17 protein-coding genes are annotated in these 18,901 nt (G+C 65.7%); 2 read left to right on the top strand and 15 right to left on the bottom strand.

Translation table 11 applies throughout. The features are described from left to right. Window positions 1-70: 70 nt before the first annotated feature. The 12 genes from acs to dksA form a co-directional block, all read right to left on the bottom strand. Window positions 71-2,017, bottom strand: coding sequence for an acetate--CoA ligase (gene acs / locus JF515_RS17670; RefSeq protein ID WP_203105780.1), 1,947 nt, complete (start codon window positions 2,015-2,017; stop codon window positions 71-73). 334 nt (window positions 2,018-2,351) lie between these two features. Next, the gene (panD, locus tag JF515_RS17665; RefSeq protein ID WP_203105779.1) at window positions 2,352-2,732 is read right to left on the bottom strand and encodes an aspartate 1-decarboxylase; all 381 of its coding nucleotides are present in this window, start codon (window positions 2,730-2,732) and stop codon (window positions 2,352-2,354) included. Between the two features lie 131 nt (window positions 2,733-2,863). Then, window positions 2,864-3,718, bottom strand: coding sequence for a pantoate--beta-alanine ligase (gene panC, locus JF515_RS17660; RefSeq protein WP_203105778.1), 855 nt, complete (start codon window positions 3,716-3,718; stop codon window positions 2,864-2,866). A 2-nt stretch (window positions 3,719-3,720) separates the two neighbouring features. After that, the gene (panB, locus tag JF515_RS17655) at window positions 3,721-4,509 is read right to left on the bottom strand and encodes a 3-methyl-2-oxobutanoate hydroxymethyltransferase (RefSeq protein WP_203105777.1); all 789 of its coding nucleotides are present in this window, start codon (window positions 4,507-4,509) and stop codon (window positions 3,721-3,723) included. 18 nt (window positions 4,510-4,527) lie between these two features. Continuing rightward, on the bottom strand, window positions 4,528-5,211 hold the full coding sequence (locus tag JF515_RS17650; RefSeq protein ID WP_203105776.1) for a deoxynucleoside kinase: 684 nt from the start codon (window positions 5,209-5,211) through the stop codon (window positions 4,528-4,530). Continuing rightward, a complete protein-coding gene (gene folK / locus JF515_RS17645) occupies window positions 5,195-5,695 on the bottom strand; it encodes a 2-amino-4-hydroxy-6-hydroxymethyldihydropteridine diphosphokinase (RefSeq protein WP_203105775.1) in 501 nt (166 codons plus the stop codon). Before folK ends, JF515_RS17650 begins: the two co-directional genes overlap by 17 nt. 4 nt (window positions 5,696-5,699) lie before the next feature. Beyond that, window positions 5,700-7,016 carry a polynucleotide adenylyltransferase PcnB gene (pcnB, locus tag JF515_RS17640; protein WP_425305609.1) on the bottom strand — a complete coding sequence of 439 codons (1,317 nt, stop codon included), beginning with the start codon at window positions 7,014-7,016 and terminating at the stop codon, window positions 5,700-5,702. Window positions 7,017-7,714: 698 nt separating this feature from the next. Beyond that, window positions 7,715-9,043: a sigma-54-dependent transcriptional regulator gene (locus JF515_RS17635; protein ID WP_203105773.1), complete on the bottom strand. Its 1,329-nt coding sequence runs from the start codon at window positions 9,041-9,043 to the stop codon at window positions 7,715-7,717. Between the two features lie 30 nt (window positions 9,044-9,073). Continuing rightward, window positions 9,074-12,013, bottom strand: coding sequence for a sensor histidine kinase (locus JF515_RS17630; RefSeq protein WP_203105772.1), 2,940 nt, complete (start codon window positions 12,011-12,013; stop codon window positions 9,074-9,076). Then, window positions 12,003-12,179, bottom strand: coding sequence for a hypothetical protein (locus JF515_RS17625; RefSeq protein ID WP_203105771.1), 177 nt, complete (start codon window positions 12,177-12,179; stop codon window positions 12,003-12,005). Before JF515_RS17625 ends, JF515_RS17630 begins: the two co-directional genes overlap by 11 nt. Before the next feature lie 24 nt (window positions 12,180-12,203). Next, window positions 12,204-13,100 carry a tRNA glutamyl-Q(34) synthetase GluQRS gene (gene gluQRS / locus JF515_RS17620; protein WP_203105770.1) on the bottom strand — a complete coding sequence of 299 codons (897 nt, stop codon included), beginning with the start codon at window positions 13,098-13,100 and terminating at the stop codon, window positions 12,204-12,206. After that, entirely contained in the window at window positions 13,097-13,459 is a 363-nt protein-coding gene (gene dksA, locus JF515_RS17615; protein WP_203106106.1) for an RNA polymerase-binding protein DksA, read from the bottom strand. The genes gluQRS and dksA overlap by 4 nt, the downstream gene beginning before the upstream one ends. A gap of 1,039 nt (window positions 13,460-14,498) precedes the next feature. Between dksA and JF515_RS17610 the strand changes: the two genes are divergently transcribed. Then, entirely contained in the window at window positions 14,499-15,671 is a 1,173-nt protein-coding gene (locus tag JF515_RS17610; protein ID WP_238401167.1) for an aminotransferase class I/II-fold pyridoxal phosphate-dependent enzyme, read from the top strand. Beyond that, on the top strand, window positions 15,668-16,426 hold the full coding sequence (gene sfsA / locus JF515_RS17605) for a DNA/RNA nuclease SfsA (protein ID WP_203105769.1): 759 nt from the start codon (window positions 15,668-15,670) through the stop codon (window positions 16,424-16,426). Before JF515_RS17610 ends, sfsA begins: the two co-directional genes overlap by 4 nt. Window positions 16,427-16,489: 63 nt before the next feature. On the opposite strand, the gene JF515_RS17600 is transcribed toward sfsA, so the two are convergent. Genes JF515_RS17600 through JF515_RS17590 form a run of 3 tightly spaced genes read right to left on the bottom strand, consistent with a single transcriptional unit; the run spans window position 16,490 to window position 18,821 of the window. Continuing rightward, window positions 16,490-17,476, bottom strand: a complete 987-nt coding sequence (locus JF515_RS17600; protein ID WP_203105768.1) for a serine/threonine protein kinase — start codon at window positions 17,474-17,476, stop codon at window positions 16,490-16,492. After that, window positions 17,473-17,820: a Rieske (2Fe-2S) protein gene (locus JF515_RS17595; RefSeq protein ID WP_238401166.1), complete on the bottom strand. Its 348-nt coding sequence runs from the start codon at window positions 17,818-17,820 to the stop codon at window positions 17,473-17,475. Before JF515_RS17595 ends, JF515_RS17600 begins: the two co-directional genes overlap by 4 nt. Further along, window positions 17,817-18,821 (bottom strand): PfkB family carbohydrate kinase, encoded by a 1,005-nt coding sequence (locus JF515_RS17590; protein ID WP_203105767.1) that lies wholly within the window; start codon window positions 18,819-18,821, stop codon window positions 17,817-17,819. Before JF515_RS17590 ends, JF515_RS17595 begins: the two co-directional genes overlap by 4 nt. Between the last annotated feature and the right edge of the window lie 80 nt (window positions 18,822-18,901).

The following is an 18,901-nucleotide window of genomic DNA, read 5'->3' as shown; positions in this document are numbered from 1 at the left end:
ATGCCGCTGATCCGCGAGAATAAAAAAGGGCGCCGTTAAGGCGCCCTTGTTCATGGTGGCCTGGCCGGCGTTAGTCGCCGTTGCCGTTCTTGCGGGTCTTGATCAGCTGGTCCACCACGGACGGGTCGGCCAGGGTGGAGGTGTCGCCCAGGGAGTCCAGCTCGTCGGCGGCGATCTTGCGCAGGATGCGGCGCATGATCTTGCCGGAGCGGGTCTTGGGCAGGCCCGGCGCGAAGTGGATCAGGTCCGGCTTGGCGATCGGGCCGATCTCCTGGGTGACCAGTTCGCGCAGTTCGGTGATCAGGTCGTCACTGCCCTCGGAGCCGCTCATCAGCGACACATAGGCGTAGATGCCCTGGCCCTTCACGTCGTGCTGGTAACCCACCACGGCGGCCTCGGAGATGCTCTTGTGCAGTACCAGCGCGGATTCGATCTCCGCGGTGCCCAGTCGGTGGCCGGACACATTGAGCACGTCGTCCACGCGGCCGGTGATCCAGTAGTAGCCGTCCTCGTCCCGGCGCGCGCCGTCGCCGGTGAAGTAATACCCCGGGTAGGCACTGAAGTAGGTGTCGATCATGCGCTGATGGTCGCCATACACGGTACGGATCTGGCTCGGCCAGCTGGCCTTGATCACCAGGTTGCCGGCGTTGGCGCCTTCCAGCTCCTTGCCGTCCGGGTCCATCAGAGCGGGTTGCACGCCAAACATGGGCAGGGTGGCGGAGCCGGGTTTCAGGTCCACGGCGCCGGGCAGCGGCGCGATCATGATGGCGCCGGTCTCGGTCTGCCACCAGGTGTCCACGATCGGGCAGCGGTTTTCACCCACCACCCGGTAGTACCACTCCCAGGCTTCCGGGTTGATCGGTTCGCCCACGGTGCCCAGCAGTTTGAGGCTGGAGCGGTCGGTCTTGCGCACCGGCTCGTCGCCCTGGCCCATCAGGGCGCGGATGGCGGTGGGCGCGGTGTAGTAGATGTTGACCTTGTGTTTGTCCACCACTTGCCAGTGGCGGGAGGCGTCCGGGTAGGTGGGCACGCCCTCGAACATCACCGTGGTGGCGCCGTTGGCCAGTGGTCCGTAGACAATGTAGCTGTGGCCGGTGATCCAGCCCACGTCGGCGGTGCACCAGTAGATGTCGCCTTCGTGATAGTCGAACACGTATTTGTGGGTGAGCGCCGCCTGCAGCATGTAGCCGGCGGTGCTGTGCAGCACGCCCTTGGGCTTGCCGGTGGAACCGGAGGTGTAGAGAGTGAACAGCGGGTCCTCGGCTTCCACCCATTCCGGCTCGCACTGATCGGAGACCTGTTGCACCGCCTCGTGGTACCAGACGTCGCGGCTGTCTTTCCAGTCCACGCCGTTGCCGGTGCGCCGCACCACCACGCAGGTGTGCACGCCGTCGCCACCGTTCATGGCCTTGTCGGCGTTGGCTTTGAGGGGCACGATCTTGCCACCGCGCACGCCCTCGTCGGCGGTGATCAGCGTGCAGGCCCCCGCGTTCTGGATGCGATCCTTGAGCGCTTCCGGCGAGAAGCCGCCGAACACCACGGAATGGATGGCGCCGATGCGCGCGCATGCCAGCATGGCGTAGGCCGCTTCCGGAATCATCGGCATATAGATCACCACCCGGTCGCCTTTCTTGACGCCGCGTTCCTTGAGTACGTTGGCCAGCCGTGAAACGTGCTCCAGCAGCTCCTGATAGGTGATGTGCTTGTCCTGGTCCGGCTCGTCACCTTCCCAGATGATGGCGGTCTGATTGGCGCGCTTGGGCAGGTGGCGGTCCACGCAGTTGTAGCAGGCGTTCAGTTTGGCGCCCTGGAACCAGGCCGCGCGGCCTTCCTTGAAGTCCCAGTCGCTGACGGTGTCCCAGCGGGTCCGCCAGTCGAGCAGCTCGTCGGCGCGTTCCGCCCAGAAGGTGTCCGGGTCGCGCACGGATTGCTCGTACCAGCGATCGTAGGTGGCCCGATCCATCAGGGTCTGGCGCTTGAACGCCTCCGGAACCGGGTGAATCTTCTTCTCTGACATAACTGCCTCCTTCGTACTGCCCGCTGGTATTTGTTATTCCCGCGTGACGCGGGAGCCGTATTCGTATGGCGACGCATTATCCCGTTCGCGTCGACCGGACTGAATTCCACCATGGTCTATAAAGCCCGTGGTTATACATACTGTAGATCGGATACGAAGGGCCTGCACCCCGGACTACGACTAAAGAACAATGGCCGCGATCGGCGGGGTGGTTAGCATGGGACGTTGCTGAAGGGCGCGAAAAGGCTATAAAAAGAAACGCCGGCGCGAGGGCCGGCGTTCATGAAAGGGTCAACCGTGCAAAACGGTCGAGGCGGCGGGAGCCGCGCGGAAGTCAGGCCACCTGCACGGGAATCGCGTTGCTGCTGCCTTTCACCGCGTTGCCTTCGCCCATGTAGATCAGGCGCGGCTTGTAATTGATCAGCTCGGAACTGCTGTAGCCGGCGTAGGCGCAGATGATCACCCGGTGACCCGGCTGCGCCTTGTGGGCGGCGGCGCCGTTCACGGAGATGATTTTGGAGCCTTCCTCGCCACGAATGGCGTAGGTTTCGAAGCGCTCCCCGTTATCCAGGTTGTAGATCTGGATCTGCTCGTACTCCAGGATACCGGCCATGTCCATCAACTCGCCGTCGATGGCGCAGGAGCCTTCATACTCGAGTTCCGCGTGGGTTACGCGGGCCTGGTGCAACTTGGCTTTCAGCATGGTGCACTGCATGTCGGGTACCTCTCTGAACAACCCCGGGCGGGCCCGTCGGGCCGGCCTCCGCGAGGGGCCGGCAGTATGCATGAACCCCCGGTCACATACAAGAAAACAGCCTGTTTCCTGACCAGCGGGGGATGAGTGTATCAGCCCGCCGGCAGTGACAACGTCAGATTGTCGATCAATCTCGGCTTGCCCAGCCGGGCGGCGGCGGCGATCAGCAGGTCCCGGTCGTCCGGGCCCGCCGGGGCCAGCGTGTCGGCATTGGCCACGGTCAGGTAATCCACCTCGAAGCCATGGTCTGCCAGGGACACGGTGAGGCGTTTCTCCAGGGCCCGGAAGTCGCGCTCGCCCTGTTCCACGGCGCGGCGGGCATCCTGCAGATGCTGTTGCAGCAGCGGTGCCCGGGCACGCTCCGTTTCGGTGAGAAAACCGTTGCGCGAACTCATCGCCAGGCCGTCCGCCTCGCGGGCGGTGGGCGCGCCGATGATGCGGATCGGGAACAGCAATTCGGTGGCCATGCGGCGCAGGATGGCGAGCTGCTGGAAGTCCTTCTCGCCGAACACCGCCACGTCCGGCTGCACGATGTTGAACAGTTTGCTGACCACCGTGGCCACGCCACGGAAATGGCCGGGCCGGTCGGCGCCGCACAGGTGATCCCCAAGGGCGTCCACTTCCACCCAGGTGCGGTTGGCGCCAAGCGGGTACATGGCCTCCACGGTGGGCGCGAACAGCATTTCCACGCCGGCCTCGCGGAGCCGTTCGGCGTCCGCTTCCAGGGTGCGCGGGTAGGCGTCGAAGTCTTCCCCCGGACCAAACTGGGTGGGGTTGACGAACACCGAGACCACCACCCTTTCGCAGTGGCGCCGGGCCTCCCGGACCAGGCTCAAGTGGCCGTCATGAAGATTGCCCATGGTGGGCACCAGGCCGACGGCGCGGCCTTCGCGACGCCATTGCGTCACGCGCTCGCGCACCTCGGCGACAGCGTGCAGTCGTTCCATGGTCAGAAGCAGTGCTCGTCGGTGGGGAAGCGGCCGTCCTTGACGGCCTCGTGGTAGGCGCGGAAGGCACCGGCCAGATCGCCGCCACCGTCTGGCATGAAATCCTTCACGAAGCGGGCCGGGCGAGGGTTCAGGCCCAGCATGTCGTGCATCACCAGCACCTGGCCGTCGCACTCCGGCGCCGCGCCGATGCCGATCACCGGCGCTTCCACGGCGGCGGTGATCTCCGCGCTCAGCACCCGTGGCACGCACTCGAGCACGAACAGGGCGGTGCCGGCACGGTCCAGCTCGCAGGCGGCATCCAGCAGCTCCCGGGCGCCATGCTCGTCCTTGCCCTGCACCCGGTAGCCGCCGAAGGCATTCACCGATTGCGGCGTCAGGCCCAGGTGCGCGCACACCGGAATACCGTTGCGTTTCAATACCTTGACCGCGTCGGCCAGCCAGGCGCCGCCTTCCAGCTTGATGACGTTGGCGCCGGCCTGCATCAGCGCGGTGGCCGCCTCCAGGGTACGTTCCAGAGTGGCGGCGCCCATGAAGGGCACGTCGGCGATGATCAGGCTGCCCTGGTTGCCGCGCGCCACGCACTCGGTGTGGTAGACCATCTGTTCCAGGGTCACCGGCACGGTGCTGTCGCGGCCCTGGACCACGTTGCCCAGGGAGTCGCCAATCAGCATGGCGTCCACCCCGGCCTCGCTGATCAGGCGCGAGAAAGTGGCGTCATAGGCGGTCAGGACGGAGAATTTTTCGCCGTCCTCCTTGCGTTTCTTGAGGGTGCGGATGGTAACGGGCATGGGAGCTCCCTTGGGACGCTATACCAGCGGGCGGGGGTTAAAATAGTGTCGCCCCGTGCGGATGTCCAGCAACTCGTCCACCAACTGTTGATAGTCCGCCTCGCCATCGACCAGATCAATCTCGGCGGCGTTGACGATCAGCAGCGGGGCGCCGTCGTAGAAGTGGAAGAAACGGGTGTAGGCGTCGTTGAGGCGGGCCAGGTAGTCCGGGTCGATGCGCTGCTCGAAATCGTTGCCCCGTTTCTGAACCCGCTGGCGCAGCACGCCGGTGGGGGCTTGCAGGTAGATCACCAGATCCGGCGCCGGGGCGTCCAGCAGCATGTGCCGGTAGACATTGTCGTACAGCTCGAACTCGTCCTCGTCCAGGTTCACCTCGGCGAACAGGCGGTTCTTGTCGATCAGGAAATCCGCCACCTTGGGGCCGGTGAACAGATCCTGCTGACGCAACTGACGCAGCTGATCGGCACGCTGGAACAGGAAGAACAGCTCGGTCTGCAGGGCGTAGCGGGCCGGGTCCTGATAAAAGCGGGTCAGGAACGGATTGTCCTCGGCCTGTTCGAGCAGGGTGTCGAAGCCGAAGGTGTCCGCCAGTCGGCGGGTGAGGGTGGTCTTGCCCACGCCGATCGGGCCTTCCACGGCGATGAAGCGGGGCAGGTCGCCACTGGCGCGCAGCCGGTTGATGCGTTCAGTCAGCAAACTCATCCTCCTCCAGGCGGTGCAGCCGATGCAGCGGCTGATCGGACACCGATGCCCAATGGTCGGCCAGCGCAGTGCCGTCCGGCAAGCGGCAATCCGGCAGCCGGTCGAGCAGCGGGCGCAGCACGAAGGCGCGGCGGGTCATTTCCGGGTGCGGCACCACCAGTCTTGGCAGGCGGATCGTCGCCTCGCCCCACAGCAGCACATCCAGGTCCAGGGTGCGCTCGCCCCAGTGGCGGCGGCGCTCGCGGCCGGCGGCCTGTTCCAGGCCTTGGAGAGCGTCGAGCAGGGTGAGCGGATCAAGGGCGGTTTCCAGCAGCGCCACCGCGTTAACGTAGTCGGGCTGGTCCTGGGGCCCCACCGGCGCGGTGCTGTACAGGTCGGAGTGGCCGCTCAGGCGGGTATCGGGAAGGCCGGCCAGGGCCTTCAGGGCCGCCGTGACCTGAGCCTGCGGATCGTTCAGGTTGCTGCCCAGGCCGATCACCACCATGGGGTCAGTCCTTGTTGCCGGAAGAGCGGGGCCGCCGGCGCCGGCGGCGTCGGCCGCCATTCCCGCCGCCACCCCCGCCACTGCCCTGGTTGGGGCCCAGGGCCTGGACCATGTCGTAGCGGTCCTGCTCGTCGAGCTGCTGATAGCGGGTCCACCAGGCTCCCAGGCCGGCCTTGATTTCACCGGCGTCCTCGCGTAGCAGCAGGAAGTCATAGGCGGCGCGGAAGCGTGGATGCTGCAGCAGCGTATCCGCCCGTTTGCCGCCCCGGCGGGGCAGCCGTTGTTGCAAATCCCACATTTCGCGCATCACCGTGGAGAAGCGGCGCGGCACGGCGGTGTGGTCCACCTGGCGGGCCAGGGCCCAGCCGGCGGCTTTGTGCAGCGCCGGCGCTGGCGGCATGCCATCGGCGCGCAGCTTGTCGAAACGCGTCACCACCACCGGCCACAGCAGTACCGCCAGGATGAAGGCCGGCGTTACCGGCTTGTCCTCGGCCAGGCGCCGGTCGGTGTTGTCCATGGCGGCCAGGATCAGCCGTTCCCAGAGTTCGCCTTGCTCACCGTTCAGGCATTCCTCGGTTTCCGGAAACAGGAACGGGAACAGCCCCAGGTGGCGCAACTGGGTAAAGGAGGCGCGGGCATGGCCGCTGAGAAACAACTTGAGCACTTCGTCGAACAGGCGTGCCGGTGGTACCTGAAGCAGCAGTTCGGCGAGGCGCGGGATGGGGCCGGCGGTGGCGGGCTCAAGCTCGAAGCCCAGCTTGGCGGCGAATCGGGCAGCGCGCAGCATGCGCACCGGGTCTTCCCGGTAACGCTGCTCAGGATCGCCGATCAGGCGGATCACGCCTTTTTCGATGTCACGGCGGCTCTGAACGAAATCGTAGAGCGCGAAATCGGCGATATTGTAATAGAGGGCATTGATGGTGAAGTCGCGGCGCAGGGCGTCTTCCTCGATGCAGCCCCAGACGTTATCGCGCAGCACCAGGCCGGTTTCCTCGTGGGCCAGGTGCTGGTCCTCGTCCAGGTCGTCGCGCTGGAAGGCCCGGAAGGTGGAGACCTCGATCACCTCGCGGCCAAAGCGCACATGCACGATCTGGAAGCGCCGGCCGATAATGCGGCTGCGTTTGAACAGCCGGTGCACTTCATCGGGGGTGGCGTCGGTGACCACGTCGAAGTCCTTGGGCTTGCGGCCACTGAGCAGATCACGCAGGCAGCCGCCCACCAGGTAGGCCTCGAAACCGGCTTTGTGCAGCCCGTAGAGCACATTGAGGGCCGCCCGGGAGACGTCCTTGCGGGAAATGGAGTGCTGGTCCCGGGGAATGATCCGCGCCTGGGGAAGCCGGGGCCGGGTGGCGGAACCTTTGCCCAGGAGACGGGTCCAGAGGAGTACAAGCGGTCTAGATATGCGAGTCCAAAGGAGCGGAAGAAATGCCGCGGGGCGCTCTGAGAATCTGGATGTCATTGAGCAAAAAACGTCCTGACGAGATGAAAGGCGGCATGGTAGCACTTTTTGACCGCCACCGGTCACGCGATCTGGAGAAAGGGGCGGGTTTCGGGTTACCATCCCTCCTTGGCCCTGAAAGTAAAAAGGGACCACAACCTTGGTCGTGGTCCCCTATGCGCTGATTCTGTTGTTGTTATTGTTTGTGTTGTTTTCTGCCTTGCGCCGTAACCAATTTTCGCTACGGCATTTGTTTCGGGCTCAACGTTTATTCTTCTTCTTTTCTTGTTCTTATTGTGAGCCTTCGCCGCCGTGTTGTTTTGTTTATCTGGCGTGGGATTCATAGTGCATGGATGGATTTTGCATTGCAACAGGTTGTTAAAACCTTAAAAAACAACGACTTACGGAAATTTTGAAAAATGGGGTGGTGGCGCGGGGTGCGCGCGGTAACGCACCTGTTACCGCGCTGTGTAGTAAGGTAACACTTCTGGGCAGTCCGGCGAGCAGGGGTGACGACGGCGCCGGAAGCAAGAGCGAAAATGGGGAAATATTTTTCGTCATCGCTTGCTCCGGGCGTGGAATCAGCGGCGGGCGCCACGTTTGGGGCGTTGAATTCCGAGGCGCTGGCGCCGTTCCCACAGGCTCTTGCGGCTGATCCCCAGCTTCTGGGCCAGTTCGGTCTCGGTCATGTTGTCCTGGTTTTCCATCACGAAGCGGGTGAAGTAGTCCTCCAGGGACAGATCCTCGGAGGGGTCCAGGCTGGCCCGGCTGGGGCGCTGTGGGGTGCGGTTGGGGTTGAGGCCCAGTTGGGCCGGGCCGATACGGTCCTCCTCGCTGAGAATCACCGCCCGCTCGATCACATTTTCCAGTTCCCGTACGTTGCCCGGCCAGGCATAGCGCTGCATGGCGGACAGGGCCTCCTCGGTGAAAGAGAGCTCGCCGCGATGCATTTTCTCGCGGCTGCGTGCCAGCAGGGCATTGGCCAGTTCCTCAATGTCGTCCTCGCGTTCGCGCAGCGGTGGCAATTCCAGCTCCATGACGTTGAGACGGTAATAGAGATCGTGGCGGAAGCCGCCATCGCTGACCCGCGCCGGCAGGTCCACCTGGCTGCTGGCGATCACCCGCACATCCACGCGGCGCGGGGCCAATGAGTCCTGACGGTGGATCACTCCCTGCTCGAGCAGGGTCAACAGACGGCTCTGAACCTCCGGGTCCAGTTCACCGACTTCATCGAGAAACAGGGTGCCGCCGTCCGCTTCCTCGATGCGACCGGGTTGTTCCTCGCTGCCGAACAATTCCTCCAGTTGCAGGGCCTTGGGCAAGGCGGCGCAGTGCACCGTGACCAGCGGCGCCGAGGCACGCTCGCTGTGCTCGTGCAGGGCTCGGGCGGTGAGTTCCTTGCCGGTGCCGGCCTCGCCGAGGATCAGCACCGGGGTTTCGGTGGGGCCGACCCGGCTGATGCGGTGCTTGAGATCACGCATGGCTTCGCATTCACCGATCATCGAGTGGACCGGATAGGTGCGCTCCAGGTCCCGGCGCAGAGCCTGATTGCCGCGATTGATGCGGCCCTCCTTGAGGACCCGCTCCACCGCCATCAGCATCTCGTCGTGGTCAAACGGTTTGGGGATGTAGTCCACGGCGCCTTCGCGCATGGCGTCCACCGCCGAGCGCAGGCTGGCGTAGCTGGTCATGATCAACACCGGTACCGGCCGCGCCAGTTCGATCAGGGCGGTGCCCGGTTCGCCGGGCAGGCGCAGGTCGCTGATGATCAGATCATACTGTGTCAGGCCCTGATCATGGGCCTGTTCCACGGATTCCGCCTCCGCCACCGAGTGGTCATGTCGCTCCAGAAGCTTGCGCAGGGCGCCGCGAATAACGGGCTCGTCCTCGACGATCAGGATATGGCTCATGGTGCCGTTCCTTCTTTTAATCCGTGCTTTTTAATCTCCGGACGACCGCTGGCCGGCGAAAACAGGCAACTCGATCACGAAGCGGGTGCCGTGTCCGTCGATGATCGGGCTTTCCACCCGCACCGTGCCGCGATGGTCCTCGATAATACTGTAAACCAGCGCCAGACCGAGGCCGGTGCCCCGGCCCGGCGGCTTGCTGGTGACAAACGGTTCAAACAGGGCGTCGCGAAGTTCCGCGGGCACCCCATGGCCCTGGTCCTCGACGCGAATACGCAGGCGCTCGCCATGGCGCTCGCAGCCTACCACGATGGGTTGCTCGTCCCGGCAAGCGTCGGCGGCATTGCCGAGCAGGTTCACGAATACCTGTAGCAGGCGCTGCGGGTCGCCCTTCACTTCCTGCCCTCGCGGGCACAGATTATCAAATCGCTGGCCACGATGGTCCGGGTCGAGGCGCAGCAGAGCAATGGCTTCCTGGACGGTGTCGGCCAGATCCACCGGCCCCTGGATGGTGTCGCGCACGCCGCCGGAGTGGCTGAAGGTGACCAGGGATTCAACGATGCGGGTGATGCGGCGGGTCTGCTCGACGATCTGGCCGGCGCTTTGCCGCTGTTCCTGCTCGTCGCAGTGACCGTCCAGGTTCTGTGCCAGGCAGGCGATGGCGGTGACCGGATTGCCGATCTCGTGGGCCACGCCGGCGGCCAGCCGGCCGATGGAGGCGAGCCGCTCATTGTGCGCCAGGTGTGATTCCATCTGGCGCAGGTCGGTGATGTCCTCAAGCACCAGCACCTGGCCGCCGGCCTGCTCGGTGGGCCCGGGGCTGTGGATGCGCGAGCGATGCAGGCTCAACCAGCGTGGCTGGCCATCCACTTCCAGTTGCCGCTGGGGGTCGTGTTCGGACTCGCCGCGGCTGAATTCCGCCAACAGATCGCCCCAGGGCGCGGGCAGGTGATCCAGGCGCGAGCCGATAGTGTGTTCGGCGTCGATGCCGGTCAGTGTTTCCACCGCCCTGTTCCAACCGATGATTTCGCCGTCCGCGCCCAGGGAGATGACGCCCATGGGCAGCTCCAGCAGGGTCTGACGGTGAAAGCGACGCAGGCTGTCCAGCTCCGCCGCCAGCCCGGAGAGCCGGTCCCGGTATTGCTCCAGGCGTGATTCGATGAACTGGATGTCCTCCGATTCTCCTTCCTGGGGCCGATAGGGCAGGTTGTCGTCCATCAACTGGTGGGCCACGGACGGTCCCAGCAGCCCGGACAGATTGGTTTCCAACTGGTCGCGCAGGCGCCGCAACGCGTAGGGCCGGGTCTCGCCCTGCTTGAGGCGCAGGTCGCGCAGCGCCATGTCCACCTCGCGGGCGGCGGTTACCGGCCCCAGCGGGCCGCTCAGAGCCTTGATGAAATCGTCCACGGTCTGCGCGCCCAGGTCCCAGCGATAGGGCCGGCGCAGGCTGTCCACGGCACAGGCCTCGGCGGCGGTGCGTTCGGCCCGGGAGGTGGGGGTGACAATGGAGACGATGGCGTAGATCAGGCCGTTCAGGCTCAGGGAGGCGACCGCCACCTGATTCCAATGGGTCATGCCCTGTTCCGGGTCCAATCCCAGGGCGTTGATCAGGGTGGTGGCCCGCCAGTCCGGGAACACCATGGGAATCAGCAATCCCAGAACCCATACCGCGAAGCCCACGCCGAGACCGGCGAACAGGCCACTGCGGTTGCCGGAGGGCCAGAACAGCGTGCCGATAAGGCCCGGCACGAACTGTAGCGCGGCCACGAACGACAGCACCCCCAGCTCCACCGAGGAGTGCCCGGGGCCGGCCAGGCGGTAGAACCCGTAGGCCAGCGCCAGGATGGCGCCGATCAGAACCCGGCGGGTCCAGAGCAGGTTGCGGTACAGATCGTGGGCGGAACTCAGCGGGCTGGCGGGCAGCACCAGATGGTTGAGGCTCATGCCGGACAACGCCAGGGTGGCGACGATCAGCATGCCACTGGCGCCGGCCAGCCCGGCCAGGTAGCCGAGCACGGCGCCGCCGCCGTTGGCCAGTCCCACCCCCAGGGCGAAATAGTCCGGTTTGGTGGGTGCGTTGCTGGCCAGCGCCGCCCACAGGATCAGCGGCACGCACAGGGCCATGACCAGGAACAGCAACGGCAGTGCCCAGCTTGCCGATACCAGGGCGCGCGGGTTGAGGTTTTCGGTGAACGCCATGTGGAACATATGTGGCATCACCACCGCGGACACGAAGAACGCCATGATCAGGCTGTGCCAGGTGCCGTTCTGAAGCGGACCGTAAAGCCGTGACAGCATCTCCGGGTGGGCATTGAGCCACTGGCCGAGGCCGCCGGGGCCGTCGAACACGCCGAACAGGCCGATCAGAGCCACCGCCACGAACGCCACTACCTTGATCAGGGATTCCGTGGCGATCGCCACCACCAGCCCTTCGTGGCGTTCCCGGGCGGTGGCGTGGCGGGCGCCGAACAGGATCGCGAACAGGGTGATCAGCAGGCAGAACCACAATGCCACCCAGGCCGGGTCCGGTTCGCCGGTAAGAATCTGGATCGATTCCGCCACCGCCTTGATCTGCATGGACAGCAGCGGCAGCATGCCGGCCAGCATCATCAGGGTGGTCAGGGCACCGGCCAGGCGGCTGCGGTAACGGAAGGCGAACAGGTCCGCCAGGGAGCTCAACTGGTAGGTGGTGGTCAGGCGGAGGATCGGCGCCAACAAGATCGGCGCCAGCAGGAACACCCCGGAAATGCCGAGGAAATAGGCCAGGAAATTGTAGCCGTAATCATGAGCATAGCCCACTGAGCCGTAAATCGCCCAGGCGCTGGCGTACACCCCCAGCGAGAACACGAACACCGCCGGATGGCGTACCAGTCGGGCGGGAATGTGCCCTTTCTCGGTGACCCAGGCCACCAGGAACAGGAACAGCAGGTAGCCGCCGGCGATCAGAATCAGTTCGCTAACACTATAGGTCATCGACGTCCCGGCTCCTGGCGATCCAATAGCTGAGCGCGATCAGGCCCAGCCAGACCAGATACGGACGGTACCAGGCACGCCCGCCTTCACTCCACCAGTCGATCAGCGCCGGTGACAGCAGGTAGGTGCCCAGGATGAAAATGATCAGCAGGCGGTCGGTATACATGGCGGCTCCCAGACGGCCAGCATATCAATCCCACTCCGTGCGTAAAAACGCCGGAGGCGGCTGGCGTCGGCCGCCGGGCAGAAGCGCCGGGCGCCAATGGGCCCGTGCCCAGGCCAGTTGTTCGTCGATGCCGGCCCGGCCCAGGGCCGGCTCCGGCGCCAGGCCCACACAGGCCAGGGCGGCGAACAAGGCGGGCGCCGGATGGTCCGGGTCCAGAGCGGCGGCGCCGGCGGACTTGCTCATCTTGCCGCCGGTCGGGTCCATGATCACCGGCAGGTGGGCATAGCGTGGCGGCGGCGCGGCCAGGCATTCCAGCACGCGTAATTGACGCAGGGTGGAGGCCAGCAGGTCGCTGCCGCGCACCACGTCGGTAATGCCCTGGTCGGCGTCGTCCAGGGCACAGGCCAGTTGATAGGCGAACAGGCCGTCGCGGCGTCGAATCACGAAGGGGCCGCCCTCGCGGGCCAGGTTCGCGCACACCCGGCCTTGCAGACGGTCCTCGAAACAGCGCTCCGCGTCGGGCACGGTCAGACGCACGGCACGGTCCGGTCCGGGCGGCTGGGCCGCCGCCGGGCCCGGATGGACATTGTCCAGCGCCTGGAGCTGTTTGCGCGACAGGGTGCAGTAAAAGGCCTGTTTGCCAGCCAGCAGCCGCTCCACCGCGGCGTCATAGGCGTCGGCGCGCCGGCTCTGATGGAGCGGCGCGCCGTCCCAGTGCAGGCCGAAGCGATCAAGCTGATGGAGGATGGTGTCCACGGCGCCGGGTTGCTGGCGGGGTGGGTCAAGATCGTCCACCCGCAGCAGCCAGCGCCCGCCGTGATGGCGGGCATCCAGCCAGCTCGCCAGCGCCGTGACCAGGGACCCGAAGTGCAGCGGGCCCGATGGTGTGGGCGCGAATCGCCCGACGTAGGCGCGCTTCACCCCGCCAGTTGTCTTTCCTTGATTTCCGCCAGTTCCTTGCAGTCGATGCAAAGCTCGGCGGTGGGGCGGGCTTCCAGGCGGCGAATGCCGATTTCGACGCCACAGGCTTCGCAGAAGCCGTAGTCGTCCTTGTCGATCTGGTCCAGGGCCTTCTCGATCTTCTTAAGCAGCTTGCGCTCCCGGTCCCGGGTGCGCAGTTCCAGCGCGAATTCCTCTTCCTGGGTGGCGCGGTCCGCCGGGTCCGGCAGGTTGGCCACTTCGTCCTGAAGGTGGTGCATGGTGCGGTCGGCTTCCTCCATCAGTTCCTGGCGCCAGGCCAGAAGGATCTGACGAAAATGCGCGCGTTGAGCCTCGTTCATGTACTCCTCGCCTTTCTTGGGAACGTACGGAGTAAAACCATGAATGAGCGTGTCCGCCTTGGCGGCGGTGGCGGGGGATTTCTTCACCTTGGATGTCACCTGATCAGAAGCGGTGGAACGGGACGCAGCCCTTGCCTGGCTCTTGGACGCCGTCCTGGCGGTCCCGGTGGGACGCTGTGTGTTGGTTTTGGCGGTCGCCTTGGCGGCCGGCCCGGCGGGCTTCGCCGTCGTCTGTTTACGGGGCGCGGCCGTTTTCGCGGTCGCGGTGGTGCTGTTCGTGGTCTTGCGCGCCGGTGCCTTGCCAGCGGTCTTGGTCGCCGGGCGGCTGGCCGGTTTGCTCGCCGAGGTCTTCTTCACGGCGGCCTTTTTGGCCGTCGTTTTCGTGGTCACGGCTTTCTTGGCGGTGGCGGTCTTGCGAGTGGGGGAGGCCGCGGTCTTGCGGGCGCTGGCTTTCTTCGGCGCGGTTTTCTTGCTGGTGGCCTTACTTGCCGCCGCCGTTTTCTTCGCGACGGCCTTCTTCACCGCTGCTTTCTTGGTGGCTTTCTTGGCGGTGGTCTTTTTCGCCGCCGCCTTTTTCACCGTCGTCTTTTTCGCCGCGCTTTTCCGGGCCGTCGTCTTTGGGGTCGTGGCCTTTTTCGCCGGCGCGGCCTTGGCCGCCGCCTTCTTCGCCGGGCTCTTCTTCACCGCCGCTTTTTTGGCGGTGCTTTTCCCGGCGCCGGTTTTACTGGCCGTCTTTTTTTTGCTTTTGCTACCGGTGGCCATTTTGATCAACTCCCTTAACATAGTCGCGACTCGCTGTCCTGGGCTCCCCCCGGAGGTGAAGGCCGGCCCGACGGGTTCGCCCGGGCGAGTACCGCCCCGGGACGGACGATAGTGTAAGCTTCGACCTTACCGTTTTATTGCGACCCTTGTCACCATTGGCCGGCGCCGTTCAAGGCGGCCCGATTATAGCCAACTCGGGGCGCTTTCCCAGCCCCCCGACAGTGGTCGAAGCGACGAACATATATCAGAGCTTTCCCCGCGGAAAAAGAGGTTTTTCTTGAGTGGTATCCAACTCTCCCGGCTGGCCGGGCAAACACCCCCCTTTCACGTCATGGCGTTACTTGAGCGGGCTCAGGCCTTGCAAGCGGCGGGCCGGGATATTCTGCACCTGGAAGTAGGGGAGCCGGATTTTCCTTGCCCGGCGCCGATCATGGCCGCTGCCGGGGCCGCTCTGGAACGTGGTGATACCCGTTATACACCGGCGGCGGGGCTGCCGGCGCTGCGTGAAGCCATCGCCCGCGATTACCGGCAACGCCTTGGCGCGCCGGTCGATGCCGGGCAGGTGGTGGTCACGCCGGGTGCCTCCGGCGCTCTGCAACTGGTGATGACGGCCCTGCTGGACCCCGGCGACGAGGCGTTGCTGTGCGATCCGGGTTACCCCTGCAACCGCCAGTTCGTGACCCTGGCCGGTGGCGTGCCCAAGCCGCTGCCGCTGGACGTGGGTGACCAGTTCCGGCTCAGCCAGGAGAAACTTGCCCGATATTGGGGCGCGCGCACCCGCCTGGCCATGGTGGCCAGCCCGGATAACCCCACCGGCAACCGGGTCGATACCGGTGAACTCGCGGCCATGGCCGCCTGGTGCGAGGAGCGAGGTGGCACCCTGGTGGTTGACGAGATCTACCAGGGCCTGTGCTACGGCGCGCCGGCCGACACGGTGCTGCGCCATGGCGGCCAGGCCGTGGTGATCAACAGTTTCAGCAAGTACTTCGGTATGACCGGCTGGCGGTTGGGCTGGCTGGTGGCGCCTCGGGAAATGGTGCCGGCGCTGGAGCGCCTGGCGCAGAACTGGTTTCTGGCGCCGGCCACCGTGGCCCAGCACGCCGCGCTGGCGGCGTTCGATGAGGAAACCCTGCTGATCGCCGAGCAGCGCCGTCAGTTGCTGGACCGCCGCCGCACCCTGCTGCTGGAAGCTCTGCCTGCGCTAGGCTTGCCGGTGGTCGGCGGTGCCGAGGGCGCCTTCTATCTGTATCTGGACGCGAGCCGGCACACCGATGACAGCTTCGCGTTCTGCCAGGACCTGCTGGAGAAGGCGGGCGTGGCGTTGACGCCGGGGCTGGACTTTGGCGAAGGCCATGATCCGCGTCGTTATCTGCGCCTTGCCTATACCTGTGACGAGGACCGGCTGCGCGAGGCGCTGCGTCGCCTGGCGAACTACCTGGAGGCCCGGTGAACTTCGATCCGCCACTGATGGCCGTCACCCTGCTGCGCCGTTATAAACGTTTCCTTGCCGATGTGCGCTTGCCCGGCGGCGAGGAGATCACCGTGCACTGCCCAAACACCGGCTCCATGAAATACTGCGTGCTGCCCGGTGAGGAACAGGCGGCGTTGATTTCCGATAGCGGCAACGACAAACGCAAGTACCGGCACACCCTGGAGGCGGTCCGGGTCGCCCACGGGCACTGGGCCGGGGTCAACACCGGGCGCACCAATGCCCTGGTGGCGGAGGCGCTGCGCGCCGGTCGTCTGCCGGGGCTGGACCCGACCGGCGGGGTGGAGCGGGAGGTCACCTTCGGTGACAGCCGTTTCGACCTGGCACTGGGGGAACGGGCCGCGCCGCACACCTATATTGAAGTGAAGAACGTGACCCTGGGGCCGGGGCCGGATGATCCGGACCATGGGGTGATCCGCTTTCCGGATTCAGTCACCGAGCGTGGTCAAAAGCACCTGCTGTCACTGATGGACGTGGTTCGCGCCGGCCAGCGGGCGGTGCTGTTTTTCTGCGTGCAGCACAGCGGGGCTCGCGCCGCCGGGCCGGCGGACCATGTCGATGCCCGTTATGGGCGGCTGTTGCGGGAAGCCATGGAGGCCGGCGTGGAGGTGCGTGCCTGGCGCACGCGCATGGCGCCGGCGTGCTTCGAGCTGGATGCGGAGGTGCCGGTGACCTTGGCGCCCCCGGAAACCGATATTGAAGGACATCGCGGCTGAAGCGGAGTCGCTCCTGCCGCGCCGGTTTAATCACTGTAGGAGCGGCTTCAGCCGCGATTGCCGCTAGCCGTTATCGTCCGAGGTCAACGCCGCCAGTTCCTGCTGAAGATCATTGAGGTGATCCTGCCAGTAACGGGGCGACTCGAACCAGGGAAACGCCGGCGGGAAGGCCGGGTCGTCCCAGCGTTGCGCCAGCCAGGCGCTGTGGCGCAGCAGGCGGCGGGTGCGCAGCGGTTCGATCAGCCGGCGCTGCTCCCAGGGGAATGGCAGGAAGGTCTCGTAGCCTTCAGCGAGCACCCGCAGTTGCTGGCGGTTCTCTTCCTGGTCACCGGACAGCAGCATCCACAGGTCCTGCATGGCCGGGCCGCGCAGGCTGTCGTCCAGGTCCACGAAGTGCGGCAGGTCGTCACGCCACAGGATATTGCCGGTGTGGCAGTCGCCATGCACGTTGATCGCTGGCCACTGGTGGTCGCCGAGCCGGGCGGCCATGGCGTCGAGCAGGGCGGCGGTCAGGTCCCGGTAGGGAGCGGCGAAGTTGGGGTCGATGACGCCGCCGCCGACATAGTCCGCCGCCGCCCGGCTGTCGGCGAGGATGTCCAGCACCGGGCGGGCCTGGAACGGGCGATCGTTGCCGGCGGCGTGCCAGCGCGCCAGGGTGCGGCCCAAAAGACGAAGGTGGCTGTCATTGTCCAGCTCCGGGGCGTGCCCGCCCTGGCGCGGGAACACCGTGAACCGGAAGCCGGCGTGCTCGAACAGGGTTTCGCCGTCGCCGTTGGCGAGCGGCGCCACCACGGGCAGCTCCTGGTCGCGCAGGAAGCGGCTGAAGGCGTGCTCTTCGTGGATCTGATCGTCGCTCCAGCGGTTCGGTCGGTAAAACTTGGTGACCACCGGCTCGGCGTCCTCAAGCCCTACCTGATAGACCCGGTTCTCGAAGCTGTTCAGCGCCAACAGACGGCCATCGGTGACGAAACCGGCGCCATCCACCGCGTCGAGGATGACATCCGGCGTCAGGTCGTCGAACGGATGGTGGCTGGCACTGGTCTCGCTCATGCCGGCGTCTCGGCCTGGCCCACCCAGATTTCCTCGCCGCGTACCTCCAGGGGTACCGCGGTGAGGGCGTCGCCGCTGCACGGCCCGGACAGGCATTGGCCGTTCTCCGGTTCGAACAGGGCGCCGTGGTTGGCGCACACCAGGAAACGGCCCTCGTCGTCCATGAACTGGTCGGGCATGAAGTTCAACTCGATGCCCAGGTGCGGGCACCAGTTCAGGTAGGCGTGGAACTGTCCATCGAACTTGACCACCACCACCGACTGGTCGCCGACCTGGAATTCCCGGGCGCTTTCGTCGGCCACGTCGTGCACCGAGCACACCGCCCGCAGCTGCGCGGCGCTCATTCGCCCAGCACCCGCCGGCGGACTTCCAGATGCGCCTCGGCGGGCAGGCGCGGGCCGAACTCGCGGATCAGCCGCGCGCAGGCGGCGCTGGCCAGGCGACCGGCGGTGGGGAAGTCGTGCCCCTGAGTGATCGCGTAGAGGAAGGCTCCAGCGAACATGTCACCGGCGCCGTTGGTGTCCACCGGCTTCACCGGTTCCGCTTCCACGTGGTGGGTGTTCTCACCGTCCCAGAGCAGGGCGCCACGGGCGCCCAGGGTCATGGCCAGGCCGTTGCACATCGGTTTGAGGGCTTCCAGGGCCGCTTGCGGGGAATCGGTGCCGGTGAAGCCCAGGGCCTCGGCCTCGTTGCAGAACAACAGGTCCACGCCGGTGCCGAGCATCTCCACCAGGCCGTCGCGGAACAATTGCACCATGGCCGGGTCGGAAAACGTCAGCGAGGTCCGCACGCCATGCTGTTCCGCCAGCTCTCGCAGGCGCACGGCGGCGGCGCGGGCACTGTCGGAACTGACCAGGTAGCCTTCCAGATAGACATAACGGGAGGCGGCGATGGCGGCCTCGTTCAGTTCGCCCTTGCCGACGAACTGGGAAATGCCGAGGAAGCTGTTCATGGTGCGTTCCGCGTCCGGGGTGATCATCACCAGGCATTTGCCGGAGGTTCCCGGTTCGCGGTCGCCATCCATGTTGGTGTCCACCCCGGCGGCGCGCAAAGCGTCCACAAAAAAGGTGCCGGTGTCGTCATCGGCCACCTTGCAGGCGTAGTAGCCGCGGCCACCGAAATAGCGGGTGGCCACCACGGTATTGCAGGCGGAGCCGCCGCAGGTGTGGTTGTGTGGTTCGGCTTCGCCGGCCAGGGCGTCCAGAAGTTCCCGCTGGCGGGCCTCGTCAACCAGGGTCATCAGGCCCTTGCCCAGGTCCATGCGGGCGAGGAACTCGTCGCTGACCTCGATTTCGGTATCCACCAGGGCGTTGCCGATGGCGTACACGTCGTATTTCTTTTCCACGGGGACTCCGGACTCGATTGCGAAGGGGCCTATTATGGTGACGCCGTCTAACAGTGTAAAACCGGAACCGCGCCCGTAGG

The sequence above is a fragment of the Alloalcanivorax marinus genome (genome assembly GCF_016785095.1).
Taxonomy (GTDB): domain Bacteria; phylum Pseudomonadota; class Gammaproteobacteria; order Pseudomonadales; family Alcanivoracaceae; genus Alloalcanivorax; species Alloalcanivorax marinus_A.
Note: the sequence above shows the minus strand (reverse complement) of the source record. Positions and strands in the feature narration are given on the sequence as shown.

What these genes read in the sequence shown, in the direction of transcription:
- acs (WP_203105780.1), bottom strand. Translation starts at nt 2,017, where the DNA reads ATGTCAGAGAAGAAGATTCACCCGGTTCCGGAGGCGTTCAAGCGCCAG.
- panD (WP_203105779.1), bottom strand. Translation starts at nt 2,732, where the DNA reads ATGCAGTGCACCATGCTGAAAGCCAAGTTGCACCAGGCCCGCGTAACC.
- panC (WP_203105778.1), bottom strand. Translation starts at nt 3,718, where the DNA reads ATGGAACGACTGCACGCTGTCGCCGAGGTGCGCGAGCGCGTGACGCAA.
- panB (WP_203105777.1), bottom strand. Translation starts at nt 4,509, where the DNA reads ATGCCCGTTACCATCCGCACCCTCAAGAAACGCAAGGAGGACGGCGAA.
- JF515_RS17650 (WP_203105776.1), bottom strand. Translation starts at nt 5,211, where the DNA reads ATGAGTTTGCTGACTGAACGCATCAACCGGCTGCGCGCCAGTGGCGAC.
- folK (WP_203105775.1), bottom strand. Translation starts at nt 5,695, where the DNA reads ATGGTGGTGATCGGCCTGGGCAGCAACCTGAACGATCCGCAGGCTCAG.
- JF515_RS17635 (WP_203105773.1), bottom strand. Translation starts at nt 9,043, where the DNA reads ATGAGCCATATCCTGATCGTCGAGGACGAGCCCGTTATTCGCGGCGCC.
- JF515_RS17630 (WP_203105772.1), bottom strand. Translation starts at nt 12,013, where the DNA reads ATGACCTATAGTGTTAGCGAACTGATTCTGATCGCCGGCGGCTACCTG.
- JF515_RS17625 (WP_203105771.1), bottom strand. Translation starts at nt 12,179, where the DNA reads ATGTATACCGACCGCCTGCTGATCATTTTCATCCTGGGCACCTACCTG.
- dksA (WP_203106106.1), bottom strand. Translation starts at nt 13,459, where the DNA reads ATGAACGAGGCTCAACGCGCGCATTTTCGTCAGATCCTTCTGGCCTGG.
- JF515_RS17600 (WP_203105768.1), bottom strand. Translation starts at nt 17,476, where the DNA reads ATGAGCGAGACCAGTGCCAGCCACCATCCGTTCGACGACCTGACGCCG.
- JF515_RS17595 (WP_238401166.1), bottom strand. Translation starts at nt 17,820, where the DNA reads ATGAGCGCCGCGCAGCTGCGGGCGGTGTGCTCGGTGCACGACGTGGCC.